Source organism: Mesorhizobium sp. NPDC059025 (genome assembly GCF_042739655.1).
In the GTDB taxonomy this organism is placed as follows: Bacteria; Pseudomonadota; Alphaproteobacteria; order Rhizobiales; family Rhizobiaceae; genus Mesorhizobium.
Genome location: NZ_JBHYIM010000006.1, coordinates 210,826 through 232,098, shown reverse-complemented (window position 1 = coordinate 232,098; position 21,273 = coordinate 210,826). Strand labels below are relative to the sequence as shown.

General features: G+C 60.9%; 22 protein-coding genes. 10 read left to right on the top strand and 12 right to left on the bottom strand.

Translation table 11 applies throughout. From position 1 onward, the window contains the following. Positions 1-5: 5 nt before the first annotated feature. The 5 genes from ACFWYE_RS16675 to dnaA all read right to left on the bottom strand — a co-directional run bounded on the left by ACFWYE_RS16675 (position 6) and on the right by dnaA (position 5,328). A complete protein-coding gene (locus ACFWYE_RS16675; RefSeq protein ID WP_379112850.1) occupies positions 6-488 on the bottom strand; it encodes a GNAT family N-acetyltransferase in 483 nt (160 codons plus the stop codon). Next, the gene (locus tag ACFWYE_RS16670) at positions 485-1,243 is read right to left on the bottom strand and encodes a molybdopterin-synthase adenylyltransferase MoeB (protein WP_379061675.1); all 759 of its coding nucleotides are present in this window, start codon (positions 1,241-1,243) and stop codon (positions 485-487) included. Before ACFWYE_RS16670 ends, ACFWYE_RS16675 begins: the two co-directional genes overlap by 4 nt. A gap of 31 nt (positions 1,244-1,274) precedes the next feature. After that, positions 1,275-2,420 (bottom strand): DNA replication/repair protein RecF, encoded by a 1,146-nt coding sequence (gene recF / locus ACFWYE_RS16665; protein WP_379113135.1) that lies wholly within the window; start codon positions 2,418-2,420, stop codon positions 1,275-1,277. Positions 2,421-2,472: 52 nt separating this feature from the next. Next, positions 2,473-3,591, bottom strand: coding sequence for a DNA polymerase III subunit beta (dnaN, locus tag ACFWYE_RS16660; RefSeq protein ID WP_379061674.1), 1,119 nt, complete (start codon positions 3,589-3,591; stop codon positions 2,473-2,475). 198 nt (positions 3,592-3,789) lie between these two features. After that, positions 3,790-5,328 carry a chromosomal replication initiator protein DnaA gene (dnaA, locus tag ACFWYE_RS16655; protein ID WP_379073130.1) on the bottom strand — a complete coding sequence of 513 codons (1,539 nt, stop codon included), beginning with the start codon at positions 5,326-5,328 and terminating at the stop codon, positions 3,790-3,792. 491 nt (positions 5,329-5,819) lie between these two features. Between dnaA and ACFWYE_RS16650 the strand changes: the two genes are divergently transcribed. Further along, complete coding sequence (locus ACFWYE_RS16650) at positions 5,820-6,137, top strand: hypothetical protein (RefSeq protein ID WP_379112847.1); 318 nt, start codon at positions 5,820-5,822, stop codon at positions 6,135-6,137. An 11-nt stretch (positions 6,138-6,148) separates the two neighbouring features. Here the strand turns inward: ACFWYE_RS16650 and rpsT are convergent, their stop codons facing one another. The 4 genes from rpsT to ACFWYE_RS16630 all read right to left on the bottom strand — a co-directional run bounded on the left by rpsT (position 6,149) and on the right by ACFWYE_RS16630 (position 9,502). Further along, the gene (gene rpsT / locus ACFWYE_RS16645) at positions 6,149-6,415 is read right to left on the bottom strand and encodes a 30S ribosomal protein S20 (protein ID WP_129410688.1); all 267 of its coding nucleotides are present in this window, start codon (positions 6,413-6,415) and stop codon (positions 6,149-6,151) included. A 158-nt stretch (positions 6,416-6,573) separates the two neighbouring features. Beyond that, positions 6,574-7,347, bottom strand: coding sequence for an enoyl-CoA hydratase (locus ACFWYE_RS16640; RefSeq protein WP_379112845.1), 774 nt, complete (start codon positions 7,345-7,347; stop codon positions 6,574-6,576). A gap of 36 nt (positions 7,348-7,383) precedes the next feature. Further along, positions 7,384-8,274, bottom strand: a complete 891-nt coding sequence (mutM, locus tag ACFWYE_RS16635) for a bifunctional DNA-formamidopyrimidine glycosylase/DNA-(apurinic or apyrimidinic site) lyase (RefSeq protein ID WP_379112842.1) — start codon at positions 8,272-8,274, stop codon at positions 7,384-7,386. Continuing rightward, a complete protein-coding gene (locus ACFWYE_RS16630) occupies positions 8,267-9,502 on the bottom strand; it encodes a phosphopentomutase (protein WP_379112839.1) in 1,236 nt (411 codons plus the stop codon). The genes mutM and ACFWYE_RS16630 overlap by 8 nt, the downstream gene beginning before the upstream one ends. A gap of 157 nt (positions 9,503-9,659) precedes the next feature. Between ACFWYE_RS16630 and ACFWYE_RS16625 the strand changes: the two genes are divergently transcribed. Continuing rightward, positions 9,660-10,619: a phosphate/phosphite/phosphonate ABC transporter substrate-binding protein gene (locus ACFWYE_RS16625; RefSeq protein ID WP_379112836.1), complete on the top strand. Its 960-nt coding sequence runs from the start codon at positions 9,660-9,662 to the stop codon at positions 10,617-10,619. On the opposite strand, the gene ACFWYE_RS16620 is transcribed toward ACFWYE_RS16625, so the two are convergent. The 3 genes from ACFWYE_RS16620 to ACFWYE_RS16610 all read right to left on the bottom strand — a co-directional run bounded on the left by ACFWYE_RS16620 (position 10,616) and on the right by ACFWYE_RS16610 (position 12,427). After that, a complete protein-coding gene (locus ACFWYE_RS16620; protein ID WP_379061664.1) occupies positions 10,616-11,242 on the bottom strand; it encodes a TadE/TadG family type IV pilus assembly protein in 627 nt (208 codons plus the stop codon). The genes ACFWYE_RS16625 and ACFWYE_RS16620 overlap by 4 nt on opposite strands. 32 nt (positions 11,243-11,274) lie before the next feature. Then, the gene (locus ACFWYE_RS16615) at positions 11,275-11,871 is read right to left on the bottom strand and encodes a TadE/TadG family type IV pilus assembly protein (RefSeq protein ID WP_379112833.1); all 597 of its coding nucleotides are present in this window, start codon (positions 11,869-11,871) and stop codon (positions 11,275-11,277) included. Positions 11,872-12,010: 139 nt separating this feature from the next. After that, the gene (locus ACFWYE_RS16610) at positions 12,011-12,427 is read right to left on the bottom strand and encodes a pilus assembly protein N-terminal domain-containing protein (RefSeq protein WP_379061659.1); all 417 of its coding nucleotides are present in this window, start codon (positions 12,425-12,427) and stop codon (positions 12,011-12,013) included. A 207-nt stretch (positions 12,428-12,634) separates the two neighbouring features. Here ACFWYE_RS16610 and ACFWYE_RS16605 point away from each other — a divergent pair, with 207 nt between their 5' ends. The 8 genes from ACFWYE_RS16605 to ACFWYE_RS16570 all read left to right on the top strand — a co-directional run bounded on the left by ACFWYE_RS16605 (position 12,635) and on the right by ACFWYE_RS16570 (position 21,270). Further along, on the top strand, positions 12,635-13,153 hold the full coding sequence (locus ACFWYE_RS16605; protein WP_379112830.1) for a prepilin peptidase: 519 nt from the start codon (positions 12,635-12,637) through the stop codon (positions 13,151-13,153). Positions 13,154-13,330: 177 nt separating this feature from the next. After that, a complete protein-coding gene (cpaB, locus tag ACFWYE_RS16600; protein WP_379112828.1) occupies positions 13,331-14,143 on the top strand; it encodes a Flp pilus assembly protein CpaB in 813 nt (270 codons plus the stop codon). 5 nt (positions 14,144-14,148) lie between these two features. Then, a complete protein-coding gene (locus ACFWYE_RS16595) occupies positions 14,149-15,642 on the top strand; it encodes a type II and III secretion system protein family protein (protein ID WP_379112825.1) in 1,494 nt (497 codons plus the stop codon). Between the two features lie 13 nt (positions 15,643-15,655). Then, positions 15,656-16,375: a CpaD family pilus assembly protein gene (locus tag ACFWYE_RS16590; RefSeq protein ID WP_379112822.1), complete on the top strand. Its 720-nt coding sequence runs from the start codon at positions 15,656-15,658 to the stop codon at positions 16,373-16,375. Between the two features lie 25 nt (positions 16,376-16,400). Then, on the top strand, positions 16,401-17,684 hold the full coding sequence (locus ACFWYE_RS16585) for a CpaE family protein (protein WP_129410678.1): 1,284 nt from the start codon (positions 16,401-16,403) through the stop codon (positions 17,682-17,684). Between the two features lie 28 nt (positions 17,685-17,712). Further along, entirely contained in the window at positions 17,713-19,203 is a 1,491-nt protein-coding gene (locus ACFWYE_RS16580) for a CpaF family protein (RefSeq protein WP_379112819.1), read from the top strand. A gap of 29 nt (positions 19,204-19,232) precedes the next feature. After that, entirely contained in the window at positions 19,233-20,246 is a 1,014-nt protein-coding gene (locus tag ACFWYE_RS16575) for a type II secretion system F family protein (protein ID WP_379112817.1), read from the top strand. 4 nt (positions 20,247-20,250) lie between these two features. Then, positions 20,251-21,270 (top strand): type II secretion system F family protein, encoded by a 1,020-nt coding sequence (locus tag ACFWYE_RS16570; RefSeq protein WP_379061642.1) that lies wholly within the window; start codon positions 20,251-20,253, stop codon positions 21,268-21,270. Positions 21,271-21,273: the final 3 nt, after the last annotated feature.

The window sequence follows — 21,273 nt, the reverse complement described above, 5'->3', positions numbered from 1 at the left end:
TGCGTCTATGACAGCGTCTTGCGCATGGTCACTGATGTCGGCCGGTTATAGCCGGCATGGGCGGTTCGCCCGGTCTCCACAAAGCCCAGGCGGGTGAAGGCTGCCTGATTGCCGGTCAGTTCCACCCGCGCCTGCAATTCGAGCACAGGCTTTCCCGCGGCGCAGGCATGAGCCTCGGCGGCTCGCATCAGTTCGCGCCCGATCTTACGACCCTGAAGGCCAGGCTCGACCGCAAGCTTGCCGACATAGAAATGCCGCGCGTGTTCGGCGGCGAAGATGCAGCCGACGATCTGGTCATCCTGCATGGCCAGGAACCCGGTTTCCGTGCCTGCCTTTTCGCGCAGGCCATCCACCGATAGCCGGTGCGCGGAGAAAGGCGGGTCGATCACGCCATCCATGTAGGCGAAGGCGCGCATGATCAGGGTGAGCAATTCGTCCCAGCGTTCGAAATCAGAAGGCAGTCTGGTCACTGCGATGTCGATGCTCATCCCTGGCTCCGATAGCGGATGGTGTCGAAACGCGCGGCCAGCCCGTCGTAAAGCAGTAGCCGCCCAACCAGCGGCTCACCGATTCCGGCTACGAGCTTGATGGTCTCCATCGCCTGCAGAGTGCCGATGACGCCGGTGAGCGCGCCGACTACGCCGGCAACCGCGCAGGACGGCACCAGGCCAGGTGGCGGTGCTTCCGGGAAGAGGTCGCGATATGTCGGGTTCGGGCGTCCATCCGGCCCGTTTTCAAAGGGTTTCAGGACGGTGATCGAGCCGTCGAAGCGGCCGACGGCAGCATGGACCAGTGGTTTCTTCTCCACTGCGCAGGCGTCTGCCAGCACATAGCGGGTTTCGAAATTGTCGGAACCGTCCACCACGACATCGTATGCGCGAACGATGCTTGCCGCGTTTTCCGCCGTCAGGCGCAGATCGTGCAATTCCACCGTGACATGCGGGTTGATGCGGGCGATCGCGACTTTGGCGCTCTCGCCTTTCGATCTCCCGACCGCGCCCGTGTCGTGGATGATCTGTCGCTGAAGATTGGAAAGCGACACGGTATCGTCGTCGACGATGCCAAGCGTGCCGATGCCGGCTGCCGCGAGATATTCCAGCACCGGCGCACCGAGCCCGCCGGCGCCGAGAACCAGCACGCGTGCGCGTTTCAGCTTCTGCTGGCCGGCTCCGCCGATTTCCGGCAGCACGACGTGGCGTGCGTAGCGTTCGAGTTCTTCGTCGGAAAGGGCAGGGCTGTTCATGCCGAGACCATACCGTCCTGCCTGGCGGTTGTCAGGCGTCAGCGGTTGGCACAACAGCGCCGTGATCGACACTGAGGAACTGCGCACGGCCGCGCAGGCTGGAGAACAGTGCCGCGTCGGTGCCTGTCATGAATGCCTGGCAATTCAGCTCCTCCAGGATCGAGAACAGCGCCGCGCGCCGACCGGCATCGAGATGTGCCGCGATCTCGTCAAGCAGCAGGATGGGGGTGAGACCGGACATTTCGCCGGTGAGGCGGGCGTGCGAGAGCACCAGTCCAACCAGAAGCGCCTTCTGTTCCCCGGTTGAGCAAAGTTCCGCCGGCATTGCCTTCGGACGGTGCCGCACCAGCAGGTCCGATCGATGCGGTCCGTCCAGCGTGCGGCCGGCTGCGCGGTCGCGGTCGCGGCCACTGGCCAGCGCCTGGCGGAATTTCTCCTCCAGTTCGACCGCTGGCATGGTGTCGATTTCAGTTTCCAGTTCGCCTGCGAGTGCGATATCAGCCTGCGGGAAAGGTCCGTCACCCGGCAGTTTCTCGATCATCGCCGACAGAAGCCGCACCATTTCGCTGCGGGCGGCTGCAATCGCCACGCCGGTTTCCGCCATCTGTGTCTCGATCGCGTCGAACCACGCGCTGTCACGCGTGCCGTCGGCAAGCAGGCGGTTGCGGCCGCGCATGGCCTTTTCGTAGTCCAGCGCACGCTGGCCGTGGCTGCCGTCGATCGCAAGCACCAGCCGGTCGAGGAAGCGCCTGCGGTCGCCGGCGGGGCCTGTGAACAGCGCATCCATCGCCGGCGTCAGCCAGACGATACGCAACCATTCCAGCATGTCCTCGGCCGAACGTGCCGCCGCGCCATTGATGCGCACGCGCCGCCCACCTTCACCAGGGACGTCACCACCTGAAACGCCGGTGCCGATTTCAGCCTCCCCGGAAGGGCCGTCGAGACGGACATGCAGTGCGAAACCACCGTCGCTCCCTTCGCGGGCGACGTCGCCGTAGGGCGCCCGGCGCAAGCCTCGTCCGGGTGTGAAAAGCGAAATGGCCTCAAGCAGATTTGTCTTGCCCGCACCGTTATCGCCGGTGAAGACAACGGCTCCAGGTTTCAGGTCAAGTGACAGCGCCGCATAATTGCGGAAATTGGTGAGGGCGAGCCGGGTGAGGTGGGTCTGCGCGCTGATTGCGCCCTCCCGGCTCGGTTCGTTTATCATGGGATCAAGGCGATGCGCGCGACTAAACGCGCATCGGCATCAGCACGTAGAGCGCATTCTCGTCGCTGGTGTCGTGGATCAGGGTGGGGGAACCGGCATCCGCAAGCATGAACCGAGCCTCGCCGCCGCTGAGTTGAGCGGCAACATCGAGCAGGTAGCGTGCGTTGAAGCCGATCTCGATCGGATCGGCGGCGTAGTCTGCCGCCAATTCTTCAGTCGCGCTGCCAGAGTCGGGATTGTTGACCGCCAGCGTGACCTGGCCATCTGAGATCGTCAGCTTCACCGCACGTCCTCGCTCCGAGGAGATGGTGGAAACGCGGTCAACCGCGGCCGCGAAAGTCTGACGATCGATGACCAGCTTCTTGTCATTGCCCGTCGGAATGACCCGCTGGTAGTCGGGAAAGGTGCCGTCGATCAGCTTGGATGTAAGGACCACGCTGCCGATGGTGAGACGGATCTTGGTGTCGGAAAGCTCGGTTGTTACCGCGACATCCGGATCGTCGACAAGTTTCTGCAGCTCGCTGACGGTCTTCCGTGGGATGATAATGCCCGGCATGCCCTCAGAGCCCGCTGGCGCATCCATCTCGGCGCGCGCGAGGCGATGACCGTCGGTCGCTACCGAACGCAACTTGAGCTTGCCGCCCACCTCGTGGGTGTGCAGGAAAATGCCGTTGAGGTAGTAACGCGTCTCTTCAGTCGAGATCGCGAACTGGGTCTTGTCGATTAGGCGCTTCAGGGCGGTCGCTTCGAGCCGGAAGATATGGGAGAACGTGCCGGCCGACAGTTCCGGGAAGTCGGACTGCGGCAGGCACTGCAACCGGAAGCTGGACCTGCCGGAGATGACGGTCATGGCATTGCCGTCCTCATCCGTCTTCAGCATCACCTCGGCGCCGTCCGGGAGCTTGCGCACGATGTCGTAGAGCAGATGCGCCGGCACGGTGGTGGCGCCCGACTGTTCCACTTTGGCGGGTGCAGCTTCGGTCACCTCCAGATCAAGGTCGGTGGCCTTCATTTCCAGGCTGCCGCCCTCGGCCATCAACAGCACGTTGGACAGGATCGGTATGGTGTTGCGGCGCTCGACCACGCGGTGAACGTGGTTGAGGGATTTCAGGAGATTGGACCGTTCGAGGATAACACGCATGACGATGAAGGCTCGCTTGAATGACTTTCGAGGTTCCGTGAAACGGCGCCCCGCGAAAGGTCTGAACACATTCAGATTCTAACCAAGCTGACAGGAAAAACCCCTTGAACGCAAGCCCGCGGAACCGGCAGCGAGCGGTTCCGCGGGCTTTGTCGGGGATAACGGCGGATGCGGGCGGCTTGGTTGCCGCCCGGCTCGTCAAGCCTGGTCGTTAATCAGCCGGCGGAGCAGTTCGAGCTCCTGCGCCAGCGTGTTGTCGGCGCCCGACAGATCCTCGATCTTGCGGACAGCGTGGAGAACCGTGGTGTGGTCGCGGCCGCCGAACCTGCGGCCGATTTCCGGCAGCGAGCGTGGGGTCAAGACCTTGGAGAGGTACATTGCCACCTGCCTTGGCTTGACGATGGTGCGGGTACGCCTGTTCGACAGCAGTTCCGTCTTCGAGACATTGTAGTGGCGTGCCACGATGCGCTGGATATCCTCGATGCGCACACGTTTCGGTTCGCCGGTGCGATAAATATGACCAAGGATCTCGTCGATGCGGTCGATCGTGATCTGGGGCTCGAACGACTGCCGGAAAAGCAGCTGGTTGAATGCGCCTTCCAGTTCGCGGCCGGAGCCGGTCACCGTGCGGGCGACATGGTCGAGGATATCGTCGGCGATGTCGAGCGAGGTGTCGTCCTGCTTGGCCGTGGCCAGACGCTGCTTCAGCATGGCGAGGCGCATGCTGTAGTCAGGCGCAGCCATTTCGAGCGCTACGCCGCCATTGAGACGCGAGCGAACGCGCGGTTCCAGCGACTCCAGTTCGGATGGCGGCCGGTCTGCGGCGACAACCACCTGCTTGGCGCTGTCGAGCAGCATGTTGATGAGGTGGCAGAATTCGTGCTGGATCGACTTGCCTTGCAGAAACTGCATGTCGTCGATGATCAGCAGGTCGATGTCACGCAGCTGCTCCTTGAGGGTAAGCGCATTGTTGTCGCGGATCGCGGTGGCGAAGCGCCACATGAAATACTCGGCGGTCAGATAAACGACGCGCGACTTCGGATTGTGGCGCAGCGATTCCGCTGCGATCGCCTGCAGAAGATGGGTTTTGCCCAGTCCCACGGTGGCGTGGAGGAACAAGGGGTTGAAGCGCACCGCACTCGAAGCGGACTCGGCGACGGCACGTGCTGCCGCGAAAGCCACGCGGTTCGACGGCCCTTCGACGAACGAGCCGAAGGTGTAGCGCGGGTCGAGTGGCGAACCGAGAACATTCTGACGGAAATCCGGCTCAACCGCCGCGCCGCGTGCCATCGGAGCACGTTCCTGCTTGCCGGCGCCCAATGTGGTGCCGGAGGACAGCGTGGTCTGCGCCTGTTTGGCGACCTTGCGCAGCGGCGCGGCCTCCAGGTCAGGGGCAGCGTGGCGTGTGGCACTGCGAACGACCACCTCGACCTTGAGGATACCGGTTTCTTCCTGCTTCCACAGCTCGGTGATGACGTCGAGGTAGTGACCGTTGATCCAGGAGCGCAGGAAGGCGGTCGGCACCGACATGCGGGCGACGCCCTTGGAGAGCTCCACAAGCTTCATGCGGCCGAACCAGCTCGAATAGACCTCGCTGCCGAGGCGCGCCTTCAGCTGTGCCCTGATACGCTCGAAACGCTGTTCAGCCTCGTTGCTTGCAGCCATAGCGCCTTCTCCGACGATGTCCCCGGAAAAAGGAAAGCTGCCGCCGAGCTCCCTGTTTGTGCCACTCTGTATCATTCAGATCCTCGTTACTTTGTCTGACGTGTACCGGCGGGCCGATCTTCGCAGCCTTCTCCGGTCTCATACCTCCCAAGTCCCCAGCCGCCGCTGGCTGGAAACGTGGTCTAGCGCATGCAAGGGTAAACAACCCCCATCGATGCAATACGAAGCGACAGAGACAAAACGAACCCATCCGGCAAAAATGCCAGCTGCGTCCGACCTGCCATGCCCTGTTAACCCCGGTCCCCACTACGCATCGAAAGGACAGACCCAGCCTCTCGCGGAATTGCTTCCGCGTTGCAGATTTTGCCTGTTTTTGGGCTAGGTCGAGAGCCTAACGGCCCGCCCCTCTCGATGACCAGACATTACAGAAATCGCTGTGGAAAGGGCAAGGCCGCGTCTAACGGATTTTTAACGAATCTGGCAGCCACGGAGGGGCATTTAGCTCCCCCTACACGTGCCTCCCGAGGCAAAGTTCTTGTGATTCAAACCCTTTTCCGGCGAATATGAAAAAGGGTAGCTGGCGCGAAATAATTTTTAAAAAATCGCTTGACATTGAGTTCTTCCCGAAGCCCGGCTTGCGATGTGAACAAGCTGTGGATAATCCCGCGCAGGTCTTTGCTAACCGACTGAAGTTAAAAGGTTATTTATGCCGGGTGGGATTTGGCTGCGGGTTCGTGGCTGCGTCCGGAACAAAGATGCCGGCAAAGTTCTCGACATGTTCGATAACTGCCGTTGCGGCAGCTATTGAACGTTCATTTCAAGTCATTGCCGGCAAACGAAAAAACCCGACGCGTGAGCGCCGGGTTTTCAGAATTTTGTGATGCCTTGTGGCTTAGGCCGACAGCGTCTTCAGGCGCTGAGCAAGGCGCGAGACCTTGCGGGAGGCGGTGTTCTTGTGCAGCACGCCCTTGGTGGCGGCGCGCATCAATTCCGGCTGGGCGTCCTTGAAGGCCGCCTCGGCAGCAACCTTGTCGCCGGCTGCCAGCGCTTCTTCCATCTTGCGCACATAGGTGCGAACGCGCGAACGGCGGTTCTTGTTCACTGCCGCACGGCGAGCGATCTTGCGCGTAGCCTTCTTGGCCGACGAGGTATTGGCCATACTGCCTCTCTTCTATCTCTATGGTAAGCGTTTGCGGCGTGCCGCAGGGCGCAAAAAACAATGGGCAGCCATGGGGCCGCCTCAGTCGTGGCGGCTTATAGTTCAGCTTTTCCGGCGCGTCAACGCCGCGACTGCTCATTTTTGAGCAGCCCTTGGGTCTAACGGTTGCTGAAATTGGCCTTTCGCTTCTCGGCAAAGGCGGCCATGCCTTCCTTTTGGTCATCGAGCGCAAACATCGAGTGGAAAACACGCCGTTCGAATCGCAGGCCCTCGGCGAGCGTTGTCTCGTAGGAGCGGTTCACGGCTTCCTTGGCCATCATGACAGCGGGCAGCGAGAAGTCAGCGATCTTGGTTGCGGCCTTCAGTGCCTCATCGAGGAGTTCAGCCGTTGGCACGATACGCGAGACGAGACCGCAGCGCTCGGCTTCCGCAGCGTCCATCATGCGCCCCGTCAGCACCATGTCCATGGCTTTGGACTTGCCGACGAAGCGTGTCAGCCTCTGCGATCCGCCCATGCCGGGCATGACACCAAGCGTGATTTCGGGCTGGCCGAACTTGGCATTGTCGGCGGCGATGATGAAATCGCACATCATCGCCAACTCACAGCCGCCGCCCAGCGCATAACCGGCCACTGCCGCGATCACCGGCTTGCGGGCGCGGGTGAGTTCCTCCCAGCCGACGAAAAAGTCCTGCATGAAGGCCTCAACATAGGTCTTGGTCTGCATCTCCTTGATGTCGGCGCCGGCGGCGAAGGCTTTTTCGGATCCGGTGATGACCATGGCACCGATGCTGGCGTCAGCCTCGAAGGCTTTCACCGCCTCGAGGATATCGGCGAGGACCTGCGAATTCAGCGCATTCAGCGCCTTGGGCCGGTTCAGCGTGATGAGCCCGACCTTGCCGCGGGTCTCGGCGATGATGGTTTCATAGGCCATGGCTCGGTCTCCTCATTGCGGTGAGACCCGTCTAGCCTACTCCTGGCAGGAGCGGCAATAGAACGTGGAGCGGCCGCCTTGAACGATCCGTTCGATATGCCCGTTACAGCCCGGTTTGGAGCAAGGCTCCCCCTCGCGGTCATAAACGGCGAAAGAGTGCTGGAAATAGCCCAGCGAGCCGTCAGTCTGCACATAGTCCTTCAGCGACGAGCCTCCGGCAGCGATCGCGTCAGCGATAACCGAACGCACCGCCCCGGCCAGCTTCTCGCTTTGCTCTCGAGCTGTTCTGCCGGGACCGGAAATTGTACCAGCCGCGCGCGTTGGCAAAAGGCCAGCCCGCCACAGTGCTTCCGAGACGTAGATATTGCCGAGGCCCGCAATCAGCCTCTGATCGAGCAGCGCCGCCTTGAGCGGCGTCTTCCGGCCCTCGAAGAGGGAGGCAAGCAGCGGGCCGTCCAGTGCATTGCCGGTTGGTTCGACGCCGAGATCCTTCAGCATGGGATGCTCGCCGGCCGCGCCTTCGCCGAACAGCATGAAGCCAAAGCGACGCGGATCGTTGAAGACGACACACGCCTCGCCTCCGAGCGCCGTCTCGAGATGGAATACGACATGGTCATGGGCCGCGGCTTTCGAACGCTCATGATGAAAGTCGCCCGGCACAGCGGCGCCATTGGCCTGTTCGATACGAAAGGAACCGGACATGCCGAGATGGCAGATCAGCAATGGCCCTTCTTCCATGTGCATGGTCAGATATTTGGCACGTCGACCAAGCGCAGTGATACGTCTGCCCTCGAGTCGTTCAACGAAGCGCTCTGGGAAAGGAAAGCGCAGATCAGGGCGGCGTGCCTCCACGGTGACGATGCGGGCACCTTCCATGACCGGTTGCAGTCCGCGGCGGACGGTTTCGACTTCTGGCAATTCAGGCATGGCCACCAAGCTCAGTGAAGAACGACGTGCCATGGCGCCCAGGCGGCAGGCCGAGATGCTCGGCCACGGTTTCGCCGATGTCGGCGAAAGTTGGCCTGAGTCCGATGTCGCCACCTCTGAGGCCCGGGGCAATGCCGATCACTGGAATTCGCTCGCGCGTATGGTCCGTGCCCCGCCAGGTCGGGTCGTTGCCGTGGTCTGCGGTCAAGATGAAGAGATCGCCAGTCCGCAGTTTTGCCAGGGCTTCGGGGATGCGCTTGTCGAACGCTTCGAGCGCCTCTGCATAGCCGGCAACGTCGCGGCGATGACCGAAATCGGTATCGAAGTCGACAAAATTGGCGAAGACGAAATCACCGTCGCGTGCGTCGTCCATCGCGGTGAGCGCCTTGTCGAACATCGCCATGTTGCCCGGCGCTTTCCGCACCTCCGAAATGCCGCGATGGGCAAAGATGTCACCGATCTTGCCCACGGCGATGACGCGGCTGCCGCGCGCCGTCAGCCGGTCGAGAAGTGTCGGCTCGGGCGGGGGGACAGAAAAGTCGCGGCGGTTGGGTGTGCGGATGAACGTTGCCGCGGTTTCACCGATGAAGGGACGGGCAATGACACGGCCGATGTTCAACGGATCGACAAGTCGCCGCACGATCTTGCAGAAATCATAGAGCCGTTCGAGGCCAAAATGGTCCTCATGCGCGGCGATCTGCAGCACCGAATCCACCGACGTATAACAGATCGGCATGCCCGTGCGGATGTGTTCCTCACCGAATTCTTCGATCACGCCGGTACCCGATGCATGCCGATTGGCGAGGATACCGGGCACGTTGCCTTCACGGATCATCGCTTCGGTGAGCGAGGCGGGAAAGGCCGGGATGGTGTCCGGAAAATAGCCCCAGTCGAAACGAACCGGCAGCGCGGCGATCTCCCAGTGACCGGAGGGTGTGTCCTTGCCGCTGGAAACCTCTTGTGCTGCGCCGTGGAAAGTACCCTGTCTGGCAGGGGCGTCGGGAAACACAAAACCTGTTGCCGTCCTGGCGGCGCGAGCGAGACCGAGTGCCGCCATGTTGGGCACGGCGAGCGGTCCGTTGCGGAGACCTTCACGGTCGGCCTTTCCCGCGACGCACGCTTCGGCGATGTGGCCGAACGTGTCGGAGCCCTCATCGCCGTATTTTCCGGCGTCGGCTGCGCCGCCGATACCGAAGGAATCCAGAACGAAGATGAAAGCGCGCGCCATTCGAGCCTTTCGGTTTGTTTGTCGGCCAAGACATAGGATCGCGCAACGGCGTTGGCAATTCGGAAACCAAACGGCAACGGCTTCCGTTGATAATGGAGGGAAGCGACTTTTCGGCAAAGCCGCGTCCGAATTGTGCAAGGGGATCAATCCTGGGCTGATGCTGAGTCGTTTTCGCCTCCTGCGCTGTTGGAAGGTTCTGGCCGCCGCGGCTTTGCTGGCCACCGCCATTTCGCCTGCGCGAGCCGATTGGCGCGACGACATCGGCACATTCAGGATCGGGATCGTCGCGGAACCAGGCGCTGGCAACACGGTGCCTGGTCTTTCAGCCTTGACGCGGGCCTATTCCATGGCGCTCGGCATGAAGGTCGAGTTCCTGGTCGCGCCGGACTATGCAACGCTGATCGAAGCGCAGGCAGCCGGCCGCGTCGAATATGCAATCTATTCTGCCATGGCCTATGCGGCGGCGTCCGAGCGCTGTGGCTGCGTCGAGCCGCTTGTCGCGCCGACAGATGACGACGGGGCGACCGGTATCCGCTCGATCCTGATAACCCGGGACGGCAAGGTCTCGTCACCACAGGCCATGGCCGCGCATCGTATCGCGGTGGGACCAGCAGAAAGCATTGCGGGCTGGCTGCTGCCTCTGGCGGAACTGGCGCCTGCCCAGATTTCTTTTTCGCAAGAGAGCCCGTTTCTGGAGCATGCGCCCTCGGCCTCTGCTGCCGAGGCGATGCTGGTCGAGAACAAGGCCGATGCCATCTTCGGTTGGGCGCCGTCCGGCTCCGACAATGATGCGGCGACAGGTGGCACGACCGCAAGACTGAAGGAGGCGGGTCTGCCGGCAGGTTCGTTACAGGTGATCTGGCAGTCGGGCCTGCTGCGTTATGGACCGCATGCCGTGTTGAAAAACCTCGATCCGGAGGCCAAGCGGCGTCTTTTGGTCTTCTTGACCAATCTCAAGGGACAGACGCCGGAAACATACCGCCTGCTGGAGCCCAGACATTCCGGAGGCTTCGCTGCAGTCAGTCACCGCGACTACGCAGTCGCTGAAACGATCCTGCGCGAGGTTGTCCAGCCGGAATCCAAACCCGATCGAGCGAGCGACGAACCTGCCCGTTAGCAGTCCGTGCAAGTGAGTTTCGATACCGTGCGTGGCCGCAGCAGATAGCTCTCGCCCATCGTGATGCTCTTGAAGGTATTGAGCAGTCCAAGCTGCTCGCCCCCTGCGGCCCAGACGATCAGCGGTTTGTAGTCGAGGTTGCTGTCCACCTTGACGAGAAATGTGTCCTTGATAGCCAGCGCGGAAGGAATGGCGACTTCTGTTCCTACCGTAAGACCCTGGCTGAAAGTATCAGCGTCCAGTTTGCGTGACCAGGCAACCTTTGCCTTCGGCATCGGATCGGTGGTCAACTGCAGGCCGGTGATCGTAATGGTTGGTTTGGACCGGGCGTAGGGCAGGAGCGTCGTCTTTCCGATATCCATCACACTTTGGATATCGCTCTTGGTGATGGAGCTCCCGGGGTTCTGCGCGATCAGGTCAGCCACCATGCTGCCGAGGCGACTTACTTTCTTGTTGGTTTCAATCGCTTGCGAAGCCTCCAGGGTCAGGAAGTACATCATGAGCAGGACAGGAGCCAGGAAAGCGAATTCGACCGCTGCTACGCCGCGATTGTCCTTGCCGAGCCTTCTAGCGATCGCCTTGAGCCTAGCAACCGTCGGCCATTTCGGCATTTGAAGCTGCATTTCGGTTCCTTCGCGAGGGTACGATACCCCGGTCACTTGCCAAAGGGTTCGTTCGACCAGGTATTGGTTGCAAAATGCAGGGTGGAGCCGTCCCTCAGGTTGGCCATCGATTTTTTCAGCAGGTCGGTGAACACCGGCCATTTGTAGAAGACGCGCAGCATGTTGATCGATTGTTCGCCGCCAGGCTCGGCGACGAATTGTTTGGAATCCACATTGGTCCCGTCCATGAGGACGATGTCGCCATTGACGATCTGATAGGAATGATCCGCTGCATCCTGGTATGAGGAGTAGTTGCGCAGATCGATCTTCAGGCGGTTGGTGCAGTCGTTGACCGTCAGGACGTTGAGCCGGTCGCAAATCTTCGTCTTCAGGGAGTCGACGGTAACGACATTGGCCTTCAGCTGGCCGGTCCGCAGCTGACGAGCGAGGTCGTCGGTGGCATTTGTCAGCACTTCCTGGCCGGCGAAGGAAAGGCAGCTCTCGAGGATCGCGAAGACAAGCAGCGAGAATGGGATGGCGAGAGCTGCGAATTCGATGGCTGTGCTGCCACGACGGTCGCGTGCGAAATGGGCAAGAAAGCCAAGACGCCGCGCTGCGCGCGCCTTATCGCGTTTGTCTTCCTGCCCCATACGCCTGGAACCCTCAAGCCGAACCCGCCGGAAGCCTAGACCAAACCTGTTGAAGGCCCGTTTTGTTGATTCCTAAACTAACGGATGAAGTCTTTACCTGAGCTTAACCAGAGAGAGGACCGGACGCTTTCGAAGCCGCCTATTGGCCGGCGTTCATTTCCGTCTCGGAAACCTTCTCGGCCTCGGTCTTTGTCGCGCTCTCGCAATAAGGCGTGCACGACATGGTCTGGACCTGCGAGCGTCGATAGATGCGGACCGAGCTGACGGCCTGGCGAACGACTGTGACCTGTTCGTCCAGGATGGGGCTGCCCTGATTGTCGAGAGCCACGATGTTGGTGACGCCGAAACCCTTGCCGGTCAGCACGATCGTGGAGGCGTCCTGCACGGCAGCATCGGCGATGGCCGAATTGCCGATGACCACGGTGTCGGCGGCTCGTGGCAATTTCACGATCCTGGCCTGGTTCATGGTAACTTCGATACCGACCTCGGCCTTGGAAGGCGAAGCAATCGCGGCGGCGATGGCCACGGCCACGATCAGCGGTTTCGACAGGGACATCTCGGTCTCCGGCACGGCAAAAGTCGAAAGGGAAGATGAACGAGATTGGTGAACCAAGGGTTAAATGCCCCTGGCTGATGGCCGCGAAATGGTGTGACGGGCCTGGCTGACGGGCAGTATACACGGCTTTTGTGTGGTTCGGCTCATCTATCCTTAACGGAGTTGGATTAGAGTTTTTGCCATCGCTGTTCTTTTTCATGTCAGGCCATGCTTGTAGCGCTGATCTTTGTCGTCTTTCCGTTCTGCATGCTGTTCGCGGCAGTTTCAGACATGCTGTCGATGACGATCGCCAATCGTGTGTCGGTGGTTCTGACCTTGACCTTCATGGCGGTTGCACCATTCACCGGCATGGATTGGGCGGCCTATGGTCTGCATCTGGCGACCGGCATGTTGGTCCTGTGCTTCACGTTCGGCCTGTTCGCCATGGGTGGCATGGGTGGCGGCGATGCCAAGCTTCTGGCTGCGACTTCTATCTGGATGGGCTTCAACATGAACCTTCTCCAGTATCTGGTGTTTGCATCCCTTATCGGTGGCGCATTGACGCTTGCCATTCTCGTCTACCGAAAATCGCCATTGGCATCCCTGACTGGTCACAGCACTTTCCTTCGCCATTTCGCTGACGAAAAGGTGGGCGTGCCTTACGGGATTGCGCTGGGCCTGGGCGGTTTGCTTGCTTTTCCGGAATCGCCGCTGGTGCTGTGGGCCCTGGCGAAGCTCTCGGCCTAGTTGCAGATTTCGTCGGTAACGGAAGTTGTTGGTTGTACTGTCCTTGCAGGTGTCTGCGCGACCGTTGGAAACCTATTCCTCTAGATCGTCGAATTAGAACTCCATTAACCATAATTTGACGATTTTGGACGCACAGTCCGACCTGGCTAAGGTGGTTTGTCAGGGTGGATTGGGGCGATGCCGGCATCCCGGTTGATTATTTTGAGTGTGGCGGTGGCCGCTGCGGGCGGCGCCGGCTATGTCGCCAAGAACATGGCCGTGCCGCCGGCACCTCAGATCGTCGAGGCAGGTCCCCAGCAGCCGACGATCGCGCTGGAGGACGTTCTGGTGCTGAGCGCCGACGTCGCAATGGGAAGCCCGCTGGAATCCAGCATCAAATGGGAATCCTGGCCGGCTGACGGTGTGAATCCCAACTTCATCACCCGTGCCAGCGATCCCGAGGCTGCCGAAAAGCTCAAGAGCTCCGTCGCCCGCGTTGCCATGTACAGTGGTGAACCCGTCCGCCGCTCCAAGCTCATTGGCGAAGGGCAGAGTTTCATGTCCTCCATCCTGCCATCGGGCACCCGGGCCGTTGCGACGGCGATTGCCGCGGACACGTCTGCCGGTGGCTTTATCCTGCCAAATGATTTCGTCGACGTCATCATGACGCGCAAGGCCGATCCTGCGAACAGCGGCGGCGGTTTCACGACGGAAACCATTCTGAAGAACATCCGCGTCCTGGCGATCGACCAGACCATCCAGGAAGACGAGGAAGGCAAGAAGACCCGTGTTGGCCAGACGGCGACGCTGGAGCTCACGCCCCAGCAGGCCGAGATCATCACCGTGGCGCAACAGATGGCCGATCGGCTGACATTGGCGCTGCGCTCGATCAAGGACACCCAGGAGAAGAACGTGGGCGAAGCCGACTACCTCGTTTCGGGCAACGGACGGCGCGGCACGGTGCGCCTGATCAAATCCGGAGAAGTTTCCGAAGTGGGGGCAAGGAAATGAAGGTCATGTCCCGGTTTGCCACCACCCTTGCCGTGGGTCTCCTGTTGTTCGGGACTGGTGTAGTGAGCACCATTGACGCGCAGGCCGCGGGCGGCAAGGCGCGTGTGGGCAATACGGCTGCCGGCCAGCGCATCAAGCTCGGCCTCAACAAATCAATCGTCATCGATCTGCCGAACGACGCCTACGATATCCTCGTCGCCAATCCGACGGTGGCTGACGCCGTGACGCGCACCTCGCGCCGCATCTATCTGTTCGGCAAGGCGGTTGGCGAGACCAACATCTTTGTCTTTGGTCCCAATGGCGAGCAGATCGTCAGCCTTGATCTCGCCGTCGAGCGCGATGTCGCCGGACTTGAGGAATACCTCAAGCGCTTTATTCCGAATTCGGACATCAAGGTCGAACTTCTCAACGACAACGTCGTCCTGACAGGTACGGTCGACACGCCGCTCGACTCCAAGCGTGCCGTTGATCTCGCCACCATCTTCGTGACGGGCGGTGAAGCGACCACCGGCCAATATTCGCAAACGGCTGTGGGCGGCTCTCGCGATGGCGGGGTGGACATCAACAACCCCGACCAGACCCGCCAGAAGAGCCAGATCGTCAACCTGCTCCAGATCATGGGCGACGACCAGGTGACGCTGAAGGTGACGGTGGCGGAGGTAAGCCGGTCCGTCATGAAGCAGCTCGGCGTCAATATGGTGGGTAACGGCGGCTCGAATGGCATTACCTGGAGCTCGCTGGGGCAGAACTATCCGGGCCTAGGCAAGCCGCTGTCGGGCTCGGGGTTCAACATAGAGTCATCGTCTCTCAAGGCATATGTAAACGCTATGGAACAGGCCGGGGTCATGAAAACTCTGGCCGAACCGACGCTCACAGCTGTTTCGGGTGAAAAGGCGACGTTCCGGGTCGGCGGAGAATACAATCTTCTCAATAGTGCCGACAGCGAAAAGCAGGACGACGGCACCATCAAGAGAATCTACGGCTTCAGGTCAGTTGAGTACGGCATCGGGCTCGAATTTCAGCCGGTCGTTCTTTCGGCAGGTCGCATCAGCTTGAAGGTCAGAACTTCCGTGTCCGAGCCGACGACGGAAGCTTCCGTCTCACTCAACGACTCCAACATGATCTCGATCCGCAAGCGGTTGGCAGACACTACCGTTGAACTCCCTTCCGGCGGGTCGATGATGATTGCGGGTCTGGTCCGCGACGACGTCCGCCAGGCCATCAACGGCCTCCCGGGTCTCTCGAAGATCCCTGTACTTGGTGCGTTGTTCCGCAGCCGAGATTTCGTTCGCAACGAAAGTGAACTGGTTGTCATCATCACGCCCTATCTCGCCCGGCCGGTCGCACGCAACGACCTCGCCAAGCCCGACGACAACTTCAACGCTGCCAGCGATGGCGCGGGGATGTTCCTAGGCCGGGTCAATCGTGTCTACGGCACCATGCAGACCGACAAGCCCGCCGGCCGGTATCACGGCGTCGTCGGCTTCATCTACAAGTAAGCGGGGAGTGAACATGTCTTACTCGGCAAGCAACTTGGTCCCGCCGACGATGCGCGAGGGTCGAGCCACAAGAATGGTTGCTCCTGCGGTTCTAATAGCTGTTGCGCTGCTCGGCGGTTGCGCCAATCGCGACAGCGTCACGGTGGGCGCCATCCCGGACGACTACCGCACCAATCACCCGATCATGATTTCGCAGCAGGACCAGACGCTGGATATCCCGGTCGGGGCGAGCGACCGTGGCATGACGAGAGCACAAAGCCAGTCGCTGCTTGGTTTTCTTGAAGGGTATGACCGCGCCGCCGCCTCAGTGTTGACCATTTCAGTGCCTTCGGGCTCGGCCAATGAGATTGCCGCTCAATCCACGGCTCGTGGCCTCGCAAAGGTCGCTTCTGCCAACGGCATTCGCCGCGACCGCATTGCATTCATCTCCTATGATGCCGGCGCGGGGAACATAGCAGCACCGGTGCGTGTCACCTATTCGGCCATGCGCGCCCATACCGATAAGTGCGGTCGCTGGTCGGCGGACATCGGCGATACAACCGAGAACAAGCACTACACCAACTTCGGCTGTTCATATCAGAACAACCTTGCTGCCCAGATCGCCAATCCGAACGATCTGCTGGGACCGCGGCAGCAGACGCCGGTCGATGCGACGCGGCGCGGGGTGGTCATCGACGGGTACCGGAAGGCGCCGTTCTACACGCCGACGCCACGCACCGAAGTCAACTACTGAGGTCGAGGATCGCAAGGGGCAAAACATGACCAATCTCGCCTACGATCCTTCGGCGGAAGACGGCGATGTCTCGCACCAGGACATCGCTGCAATGCAGTCTTTGCGGCCTGTTCCGCGTATTTCCATCCAGGCTTTCTGCGAGACCGAAGGTGTTGCCAACCCGATCGAACGCGCGGGCATGGACCGGCGCATGGCCAAGGCCCATCTGAAAGTTCACATGGGCGGAATTCCGACGGCGGTCGACTTCTATCATTCCGCCCCCACTCCCAATCTGATCGTGCTGGAGACGCGGGCCGAGCCGAAGGAGATGCTCGAGCAGCTCGGCCAGCTTGCCGAGTACTGTGACCCATCGTCTAAGGTGGTGGTGATCGGACACTACAACGATGTCGGTCTCTACCGGGAACTGATCCGCTCCGGCATTTCGGAATATGTGGTCGCCCCCGTTTCGATGGCCGATATCGTCGCCGTCGTCACCTCGATTTTTGTCGATCCGGAAGCGGAACCGATCGGTCGCTCGGTGGCTTTCGTGGGTGCAAAGGGCGGCGTCGGCTCCTCGACGATCGCGCACAATGTCGCCTGGGCCGTATCCTCGTTGTTCAAGTCGGAAGTCGTCGTGGCGGACCTGGATCTTGCCTTCGGTACCGCGAACATCAATTTCGACCAGGACCCCGCGCAAGGGATCGCCGAGGCGGTTTTTTCGCCGGAGCGGATCGACGAGGTCTATCTCGATCGCCTGCTGGCGCAATGTGCCGAACATCTCTCCCTCCTGGCGGCGCCTTCCACGCTTGACCGCGTCTATGACTTCGAACCGGAAGCTTTCAGCCAGATCATCGACACGGCGCAGCGCACCGCACCTCTGCTGGTCCTCGACGTGCCCCATATCTGGAGCGGCTGGAGCAAGAACACGCTGATCAAGGCGGACGAGATCGTCATCACGGCAACGCCGGAACTGGCCAATCTGCGCAACGCCAAGAACCTGGTGGACATGCTGAAGCGGCTGAGGCCGAATGACCCGGCGCCCAAGCTGATCCTGAACCAGGCCGGAGTTCCAAAGCGTCCCGAGATCTCGGCCAACGACTTCGCCGAGCCCCTGGGCATCATGCCCATGGCCGTCATTCCTTTCGAGCCTTTGTTGTTCGGCAATGCCGCCAACAACGGCCGTATGCTGGGCGAAATGGATGCCAAGAACCCGGTCGTGGCCACGATCAAGGAGATCGCCCATGTGCTGACGGGCCGTAGCGAACTCAAGGCGAAGAAAAAAGCCGGGCTCGGCAATATTCTCGGCAAGCTCAGGCGCAACAAGAAGTAACCGCCTCGGGCGGGATGGGTAGCAGATCATGTTTGGCAAGAGAGGCCGTGACGATGGCAGTCGGGCGACGCCGGAATTCCGGCAGCTCGCACCCGCGCCTTTGGAGGTTGCGGTAGCACCTCGTCCATCTGCGCCGATCGCGCCGCAACAAACGTCGCCGGCCGCGGCGCCGGCGCGACGGGCGATCGAGGCCCCAAGCATGGCCGTGGAAGCCAAGCGGGCGCCTCGGGAGCGCGGCGAGGGTTATTACGACACCAAGAGCCAGGTCTTTTCGGCTCTCATCGACACGATCGATCTGTCGCAGCTCGCCAAGCTCGATCCGGAAAGCGCGCGTGAGGAAATCCGCGACATCGTCAACGACATCATCGCGATCAAGAACTTCGCGATGTCGATTGCCGAGCAGGAAGATCTGCTTGAGGACATCTGCAACGACGTCCTGGGCTACGGCCCGCTCGAACCGCTGCTGGCACGCGACGATATTGCCGACATCATGGTGAACGGCTCCCGCAACGTCTACATCGAAGTCAACGGGCGAGTGGAAACGACCGGTATCCGTTTCCGCGACAACCAGCAGCTCCTGAATATCTGCCAGCGCATCGTTTCCCAGGTTGGTCGCCGCGTGGATGAATCCTCGCCGATCTGCGACGCTCGTCTTCCCGACGGATCACGCGTCAACGTCATTGCGCCGCCTCTTGCCATCGACGGCACCGCGCTCACCATCCGAAAATTCAAGAAGGACAAACTCACCCTCGACCAACTCGTTCGTTTCGGTGCGATTTCGCCCGAGGGCGCGGAAGTCCTCAAGATCATCGGTCGCGTTCGTTGCAACGTCGTCATTTCCGGCTCGACCGGTTCCGGCAAGACGACGCTGCTCAATTGCCTGACCAACTATGTCGACCGCGAAGAACGGGTGATCACCTGCGAGGATTCGGCCGAGCTGCAGCTTCAGCAGCCGCATGTGGTGCGCCTGGAAACCCGCCCGCCCAATCTCGAGGGCGAGGGCGAGGTCACCATGCGCGATCTGGTCAAGAACTGCCTGCGCATGCGGCCGGACCGCATCATCGTCGGCGAGGTGCGCGGACCGGAGGTCTTTGATCTCCTTCAGGCTATGAACACCGGTCACGACGGCTCGATGGGAACGATCCACTCCAACAGTCCGCGCGAATGCCTGAACCGCATGGAATCCATGATCGCGATGGGCGGCTACTCGCTGCCGCAGAGGACGGTGCGCGAAATCATCGTCGGTTCCGTCGATGTCATCATCCAGGCCGCGCGCCTGCGCGACGGGTCGCGACGGATCACCCACATCACCGAAGTGATCGGCATGGAAGGCGACGTGATCATCACGCAGGATCTCGTCCTCTACAATATCAAGGGCGAGGATATGAACGGCAGGCTTATCGGCGAGCACGTATCGACCGGCATCGGCCGTCCGCATTTCTGGGAGCGTGCGCGCTACTACGGGGAGGAGCAGCACCTGGCGAGTGCGCTCGAGGCAATGGAGAAGAGGGCCGAGTAAGGATCCCAGAGGCGCGAGGAATCTTGCCGATGTTCGGTATCGACAGCACCATTCTGATCTTCGTCCTTCTCGCCGGCACGAGCGCCGGCGCGATTGCATACGCTTTGATGTTCAACAGCATGAGTGCGGCAAAACAGGCCGGCAAGCGTCTGGAAACCATCAAGGCCGCGGAGAGCGACCGCGCAGTCGTGAAAGCGGCTCGCGAAAAGATGAACGAGGCCGCCAAACGTCGCAAATCGCTGCAGGACACGCTGAAGGATCTCGACGAGAAGCAGAAGACCAGTACGCGCACCATCAAGAACCCGCCACTGCGGATCCAGATCCGTCAGGCCGGTCTCACCATGACAATGGAGCGCTTCTACATCTATTCCGTTGTCAGCGGCATTGCGCTTTGCTTCCTGACCTTCATAGCCGGCGCGCCGCTGTTCGCAGTACCAGCCGCCCTGCTGGTCGGGGCCCTCGGCTTGCCGCGCTGGTTCATCTCCTTTTGCCGCAAGCGCCGTGTCAAAGCCTTCCTCAACGAATTCCCCAATGCGCTGGATGTGATCGTTCGCGCCGTGAAATCAGGCCTGCCGCTCAACGACGGCATTCGGCTGATCGCCAATGAAGCCGCGGAGCCGGTGAAGAGCGAGTTCCGGCGGATCGTCGATGCCCAGCAGGTGGGCATGTCCATTCCGGAAGCGGCATTGCGCATGCCTGAGACAATGCCATGCGCCGAAGCCGGCTTCTTCGGCATCGTTATTCAGATTCAGGCGCAGGCCGGCGGCAACCTTTCGGAGGCGCTCGGCAATCTGTCGCGCGTGCTGCGCGACCGCAAGAAGATGAAGGCCAAGATTCAGGCGCTGTCGATGGAAGCCAAAGCCTCTGCGGCGATCATCGGCGCATTGCCCTTCATCGTCGCGTTTCTCGTCTATCTGACAAGTCCGAACTATCTGATGCCGCTGTTCACGACCAGCACGGGCAACATGATCCTGGGTGTCGCGGGCTTCTGGATGTTGATCGGCATCTTCGTGATGCGGCGGATGATGAATATCGAAGTGTAGGACGATGACCGGTCAGACAATCAGCACCCTTACCGATCCGGCCTTTCTGATCGCCATTCTGGTGGCGATTGCCGTTTTCGCCACGGTTTTCACGCTTTTGCCTGCTTTCGCTCGCGATCCTCTCAAGGTGCGAATGAAGTCGGTGGCACTGGAGCGCGACGAGCTGCGCGCCAAACAGCGCGCAAGGCTTGCCGCGGAAGCCGATCGCCGCCGCAAGGGCCTGCGCGAGGAACAGTCGATCGGCATGCGCAACATTGTCGAGCGGCTGGATCTGAAGCGTGCCCTGGCGGATGAGAAGACGCTGCAGAAACTGAAGATGGCCGGTTTCCGCGGCCAGAATCCGCTCACCAAGTTTCTGTTCTTTCGCCTTGTGCTTCCATTCCTGGGGCTGGCATTGGCGGTCTTCTACGTCTTTGTGCTTGGCTCTCTCGGGGAACAGCCGTTTTTCGTGAAGTTGTTCGTTTGTATCCTTGGGGGCTATGCCGGTTTCTACCTGCCGGTTCTCTATGTTTCCAACCGTGCCACCAAACGCAAGCAATCCATCCAGAAGGCCTGGCCGGATGCGCTCGACCTGATGCTGATCTGCGTGGAATCGGGCATGTCCGTGGAAGCCGCGATGCATAAGGTTGCGGACGAAATCGGCGCGCAATCCGCTGAACTGGCCGAAGAGTTCGTGCTGACCAACGCCGAGCTCTCCTATCTGCAGGAGCGGCGCCAGGCCTATGAGAATCTCGCCGGCCGTACTGGGCTGGATTCCGTGAAGGCGGTCTCCCAGGCACTCATTCAGGCGGAGCGCTATGGTACGCCCGTGGCGCACGCGCTGCGCGTGTTGGCGGCGGAAAGTCGTGACATGCGCATGAACGAGGCGGAGAAGAAAGCGGCTGCTCTTCCTCCGAAGCTGACCGTGCCGATGATCCTGTTCTTTCTGCCGGTCCTCTTCGCCATCATTCTCGGCCCTGCCGGTATCACTGTCAGCGAGCGCGGCATATTCGGCGAGAAAAGCCGGTCGTCTTCACAGCAATAGCAC

What these genes read in the sequence shown, in the direction of transcription:
- ACFWYE_RS16640 (WP_379112845.1), bottom strand. Translation starts at nt 7,347, where the DNA reads ATGGCCTATGAAACCATCATCGCCGAGACCCGCGGCAAGGTCGGGCTC.
- ACFWYE_RS16590 (WP_379112822.1), top strand. Translation starts at nt 15,656, where the DNA reads ATGTCTTACTCGGCAAGCAACTTGGTCCCGCCGACGATGCGCGAGGGT.
- ACFWYE_RS16625 (WP_379112836.1), top strand. Translation starts at nt 9,660, where the DNA reads ATGCTGAGTCGTTTTCGCCTCCTGCGCTGTTGGAAGGTTCTGGCCGCC.
- ACFWYE_RS16585 (WP_129410678.1), top strand. Translation starts at nt 16,401, where the DNA reads ATGACCAATCTCGCCTACGATCCTTCGGCGGAAGACGGCGATGTCTCG.
- cpaB (WP_379112828.1), top strand. Translation starts at nt 13,331, where the DNA reads ATGCCGGCATCCCGGTTGATTATTTTGAGTGTGGCGGTGGCCGCTGCG.
- ACFWYE_RS16580 (WP_379112819.1), top strand. Translation starts at nt 17,713, where the DNA reads ATGTTTGGCAAGAGAGGCCGTGACGATGGCAGTCGGGCGACGCCGGAA.
- rpsT (WP_129410688.1), bottom strand. Translation starts at nt 6,415, where the DNA reads ATGGCCAATACCTCGTCGGCCAAGAAGGCTACGCGCAAGATCGCTCGC.
- ACFWYE_RS16575 (WP_379112817.1), top strand. Translation starts at nt 19,233, where the DNA reads ATGTTCGGTATCGACAGCACCATTCTGATCTTCGTCCTTCTCGCCGGC.
- ACFWYE_RS16595 (WP_379112825.1), top strand. Translation starts at nt 14,149, where the DNA reads ATGTCCCGGTTTGCCACCACCCTTGCCGTGGGTCTCCTGTTGTTCGGG.
- ACFWYE_RS16620 (WP_379061664.1), bottom strand. Translation starts at nt 11,242, where the DNA reads ATGCAGCTTCAAATGCCGAAATGGCCGACGGTTGCTAGGCTCAAGGCG.
- ACFWYE_RS16605 (WP_379112830.1), top strand. Translation starts at nt 12,635, where the DNA reads ATGCTTGTAGCGCTGATCTTTGTCGTCTTTCCGTTCTGCATGCTGTTC.
- ACFWYE_RS16650 (WP_379112847.1), top strand. Translation starts at nt 5,820, where the DNA reads ATGAAAAAGGGTAGCTGGCGCGAAATAATTTTTAAAAAATCGCTTGAC.
- ACFWYE_RS16615 (WP_379112833.1), bottom strand. Translation starts at nt 11,871, where the DNA reads ATGGGGCAGGAAGACAAACGCGATAAGGCGCGCGCAGCGCGGCGTCTT.
- ACFWYE_RS16570 (WP_379061642.1), top strand. Translation starts at nt 20,251, where the DNA reads ATGACCGGTCAGACAATCAGCACCCTTACCGATCCGGCCTTTCTGATC.
- ACFWYE_RS16675 (WP_379112850.1), bottom strand. Translation starts at nt 488, where the DNA reads ATGAGCATCGACATCGCAGTGACCAGACTGCCTTCTGATTTCGAACGC.
- ACFWYE_RS16630 (WP_379112839.1), bottom strand. Translation starts at nt 9,502, where the DNA reads ATGGCGCGCGCTTTCATCTTCGTTCTGGATTCCTTCGGTATCGGCGGC.
- mutM (WP_379112842.1), bottom strand. Translation starts at nt 8,274, where the DNA reads ATGCCTGAATTGCCAGAAGTCGAAACCGTCCGCCGCGGACTGCAACCG.
- dnaN (WP_379061674.1), bottom strand. Translation starts at nt 3,591, where the DNA reads ATGCGTGTTATCCTCGAACGGTCCAATCTCCTGAAATCCCTCAACCAC.
- ACFWYE_RS16610 (WP_379061659.1), bottom strand. Translation starts at nt 12,427, where the DNA reads ATGTCCCTGTCGAAACCGCTGATCGTGGCCGTGGCCATCGCCGCCGCG.
- ACFWYE_RS16670 (WP_379061675.1), bottom strand. Translation starts at nt 1,243, where the DNA reads ATGAACAGCCCTGCCCTTTCCGACGAAGAACTCGAACGCTACGCACGC.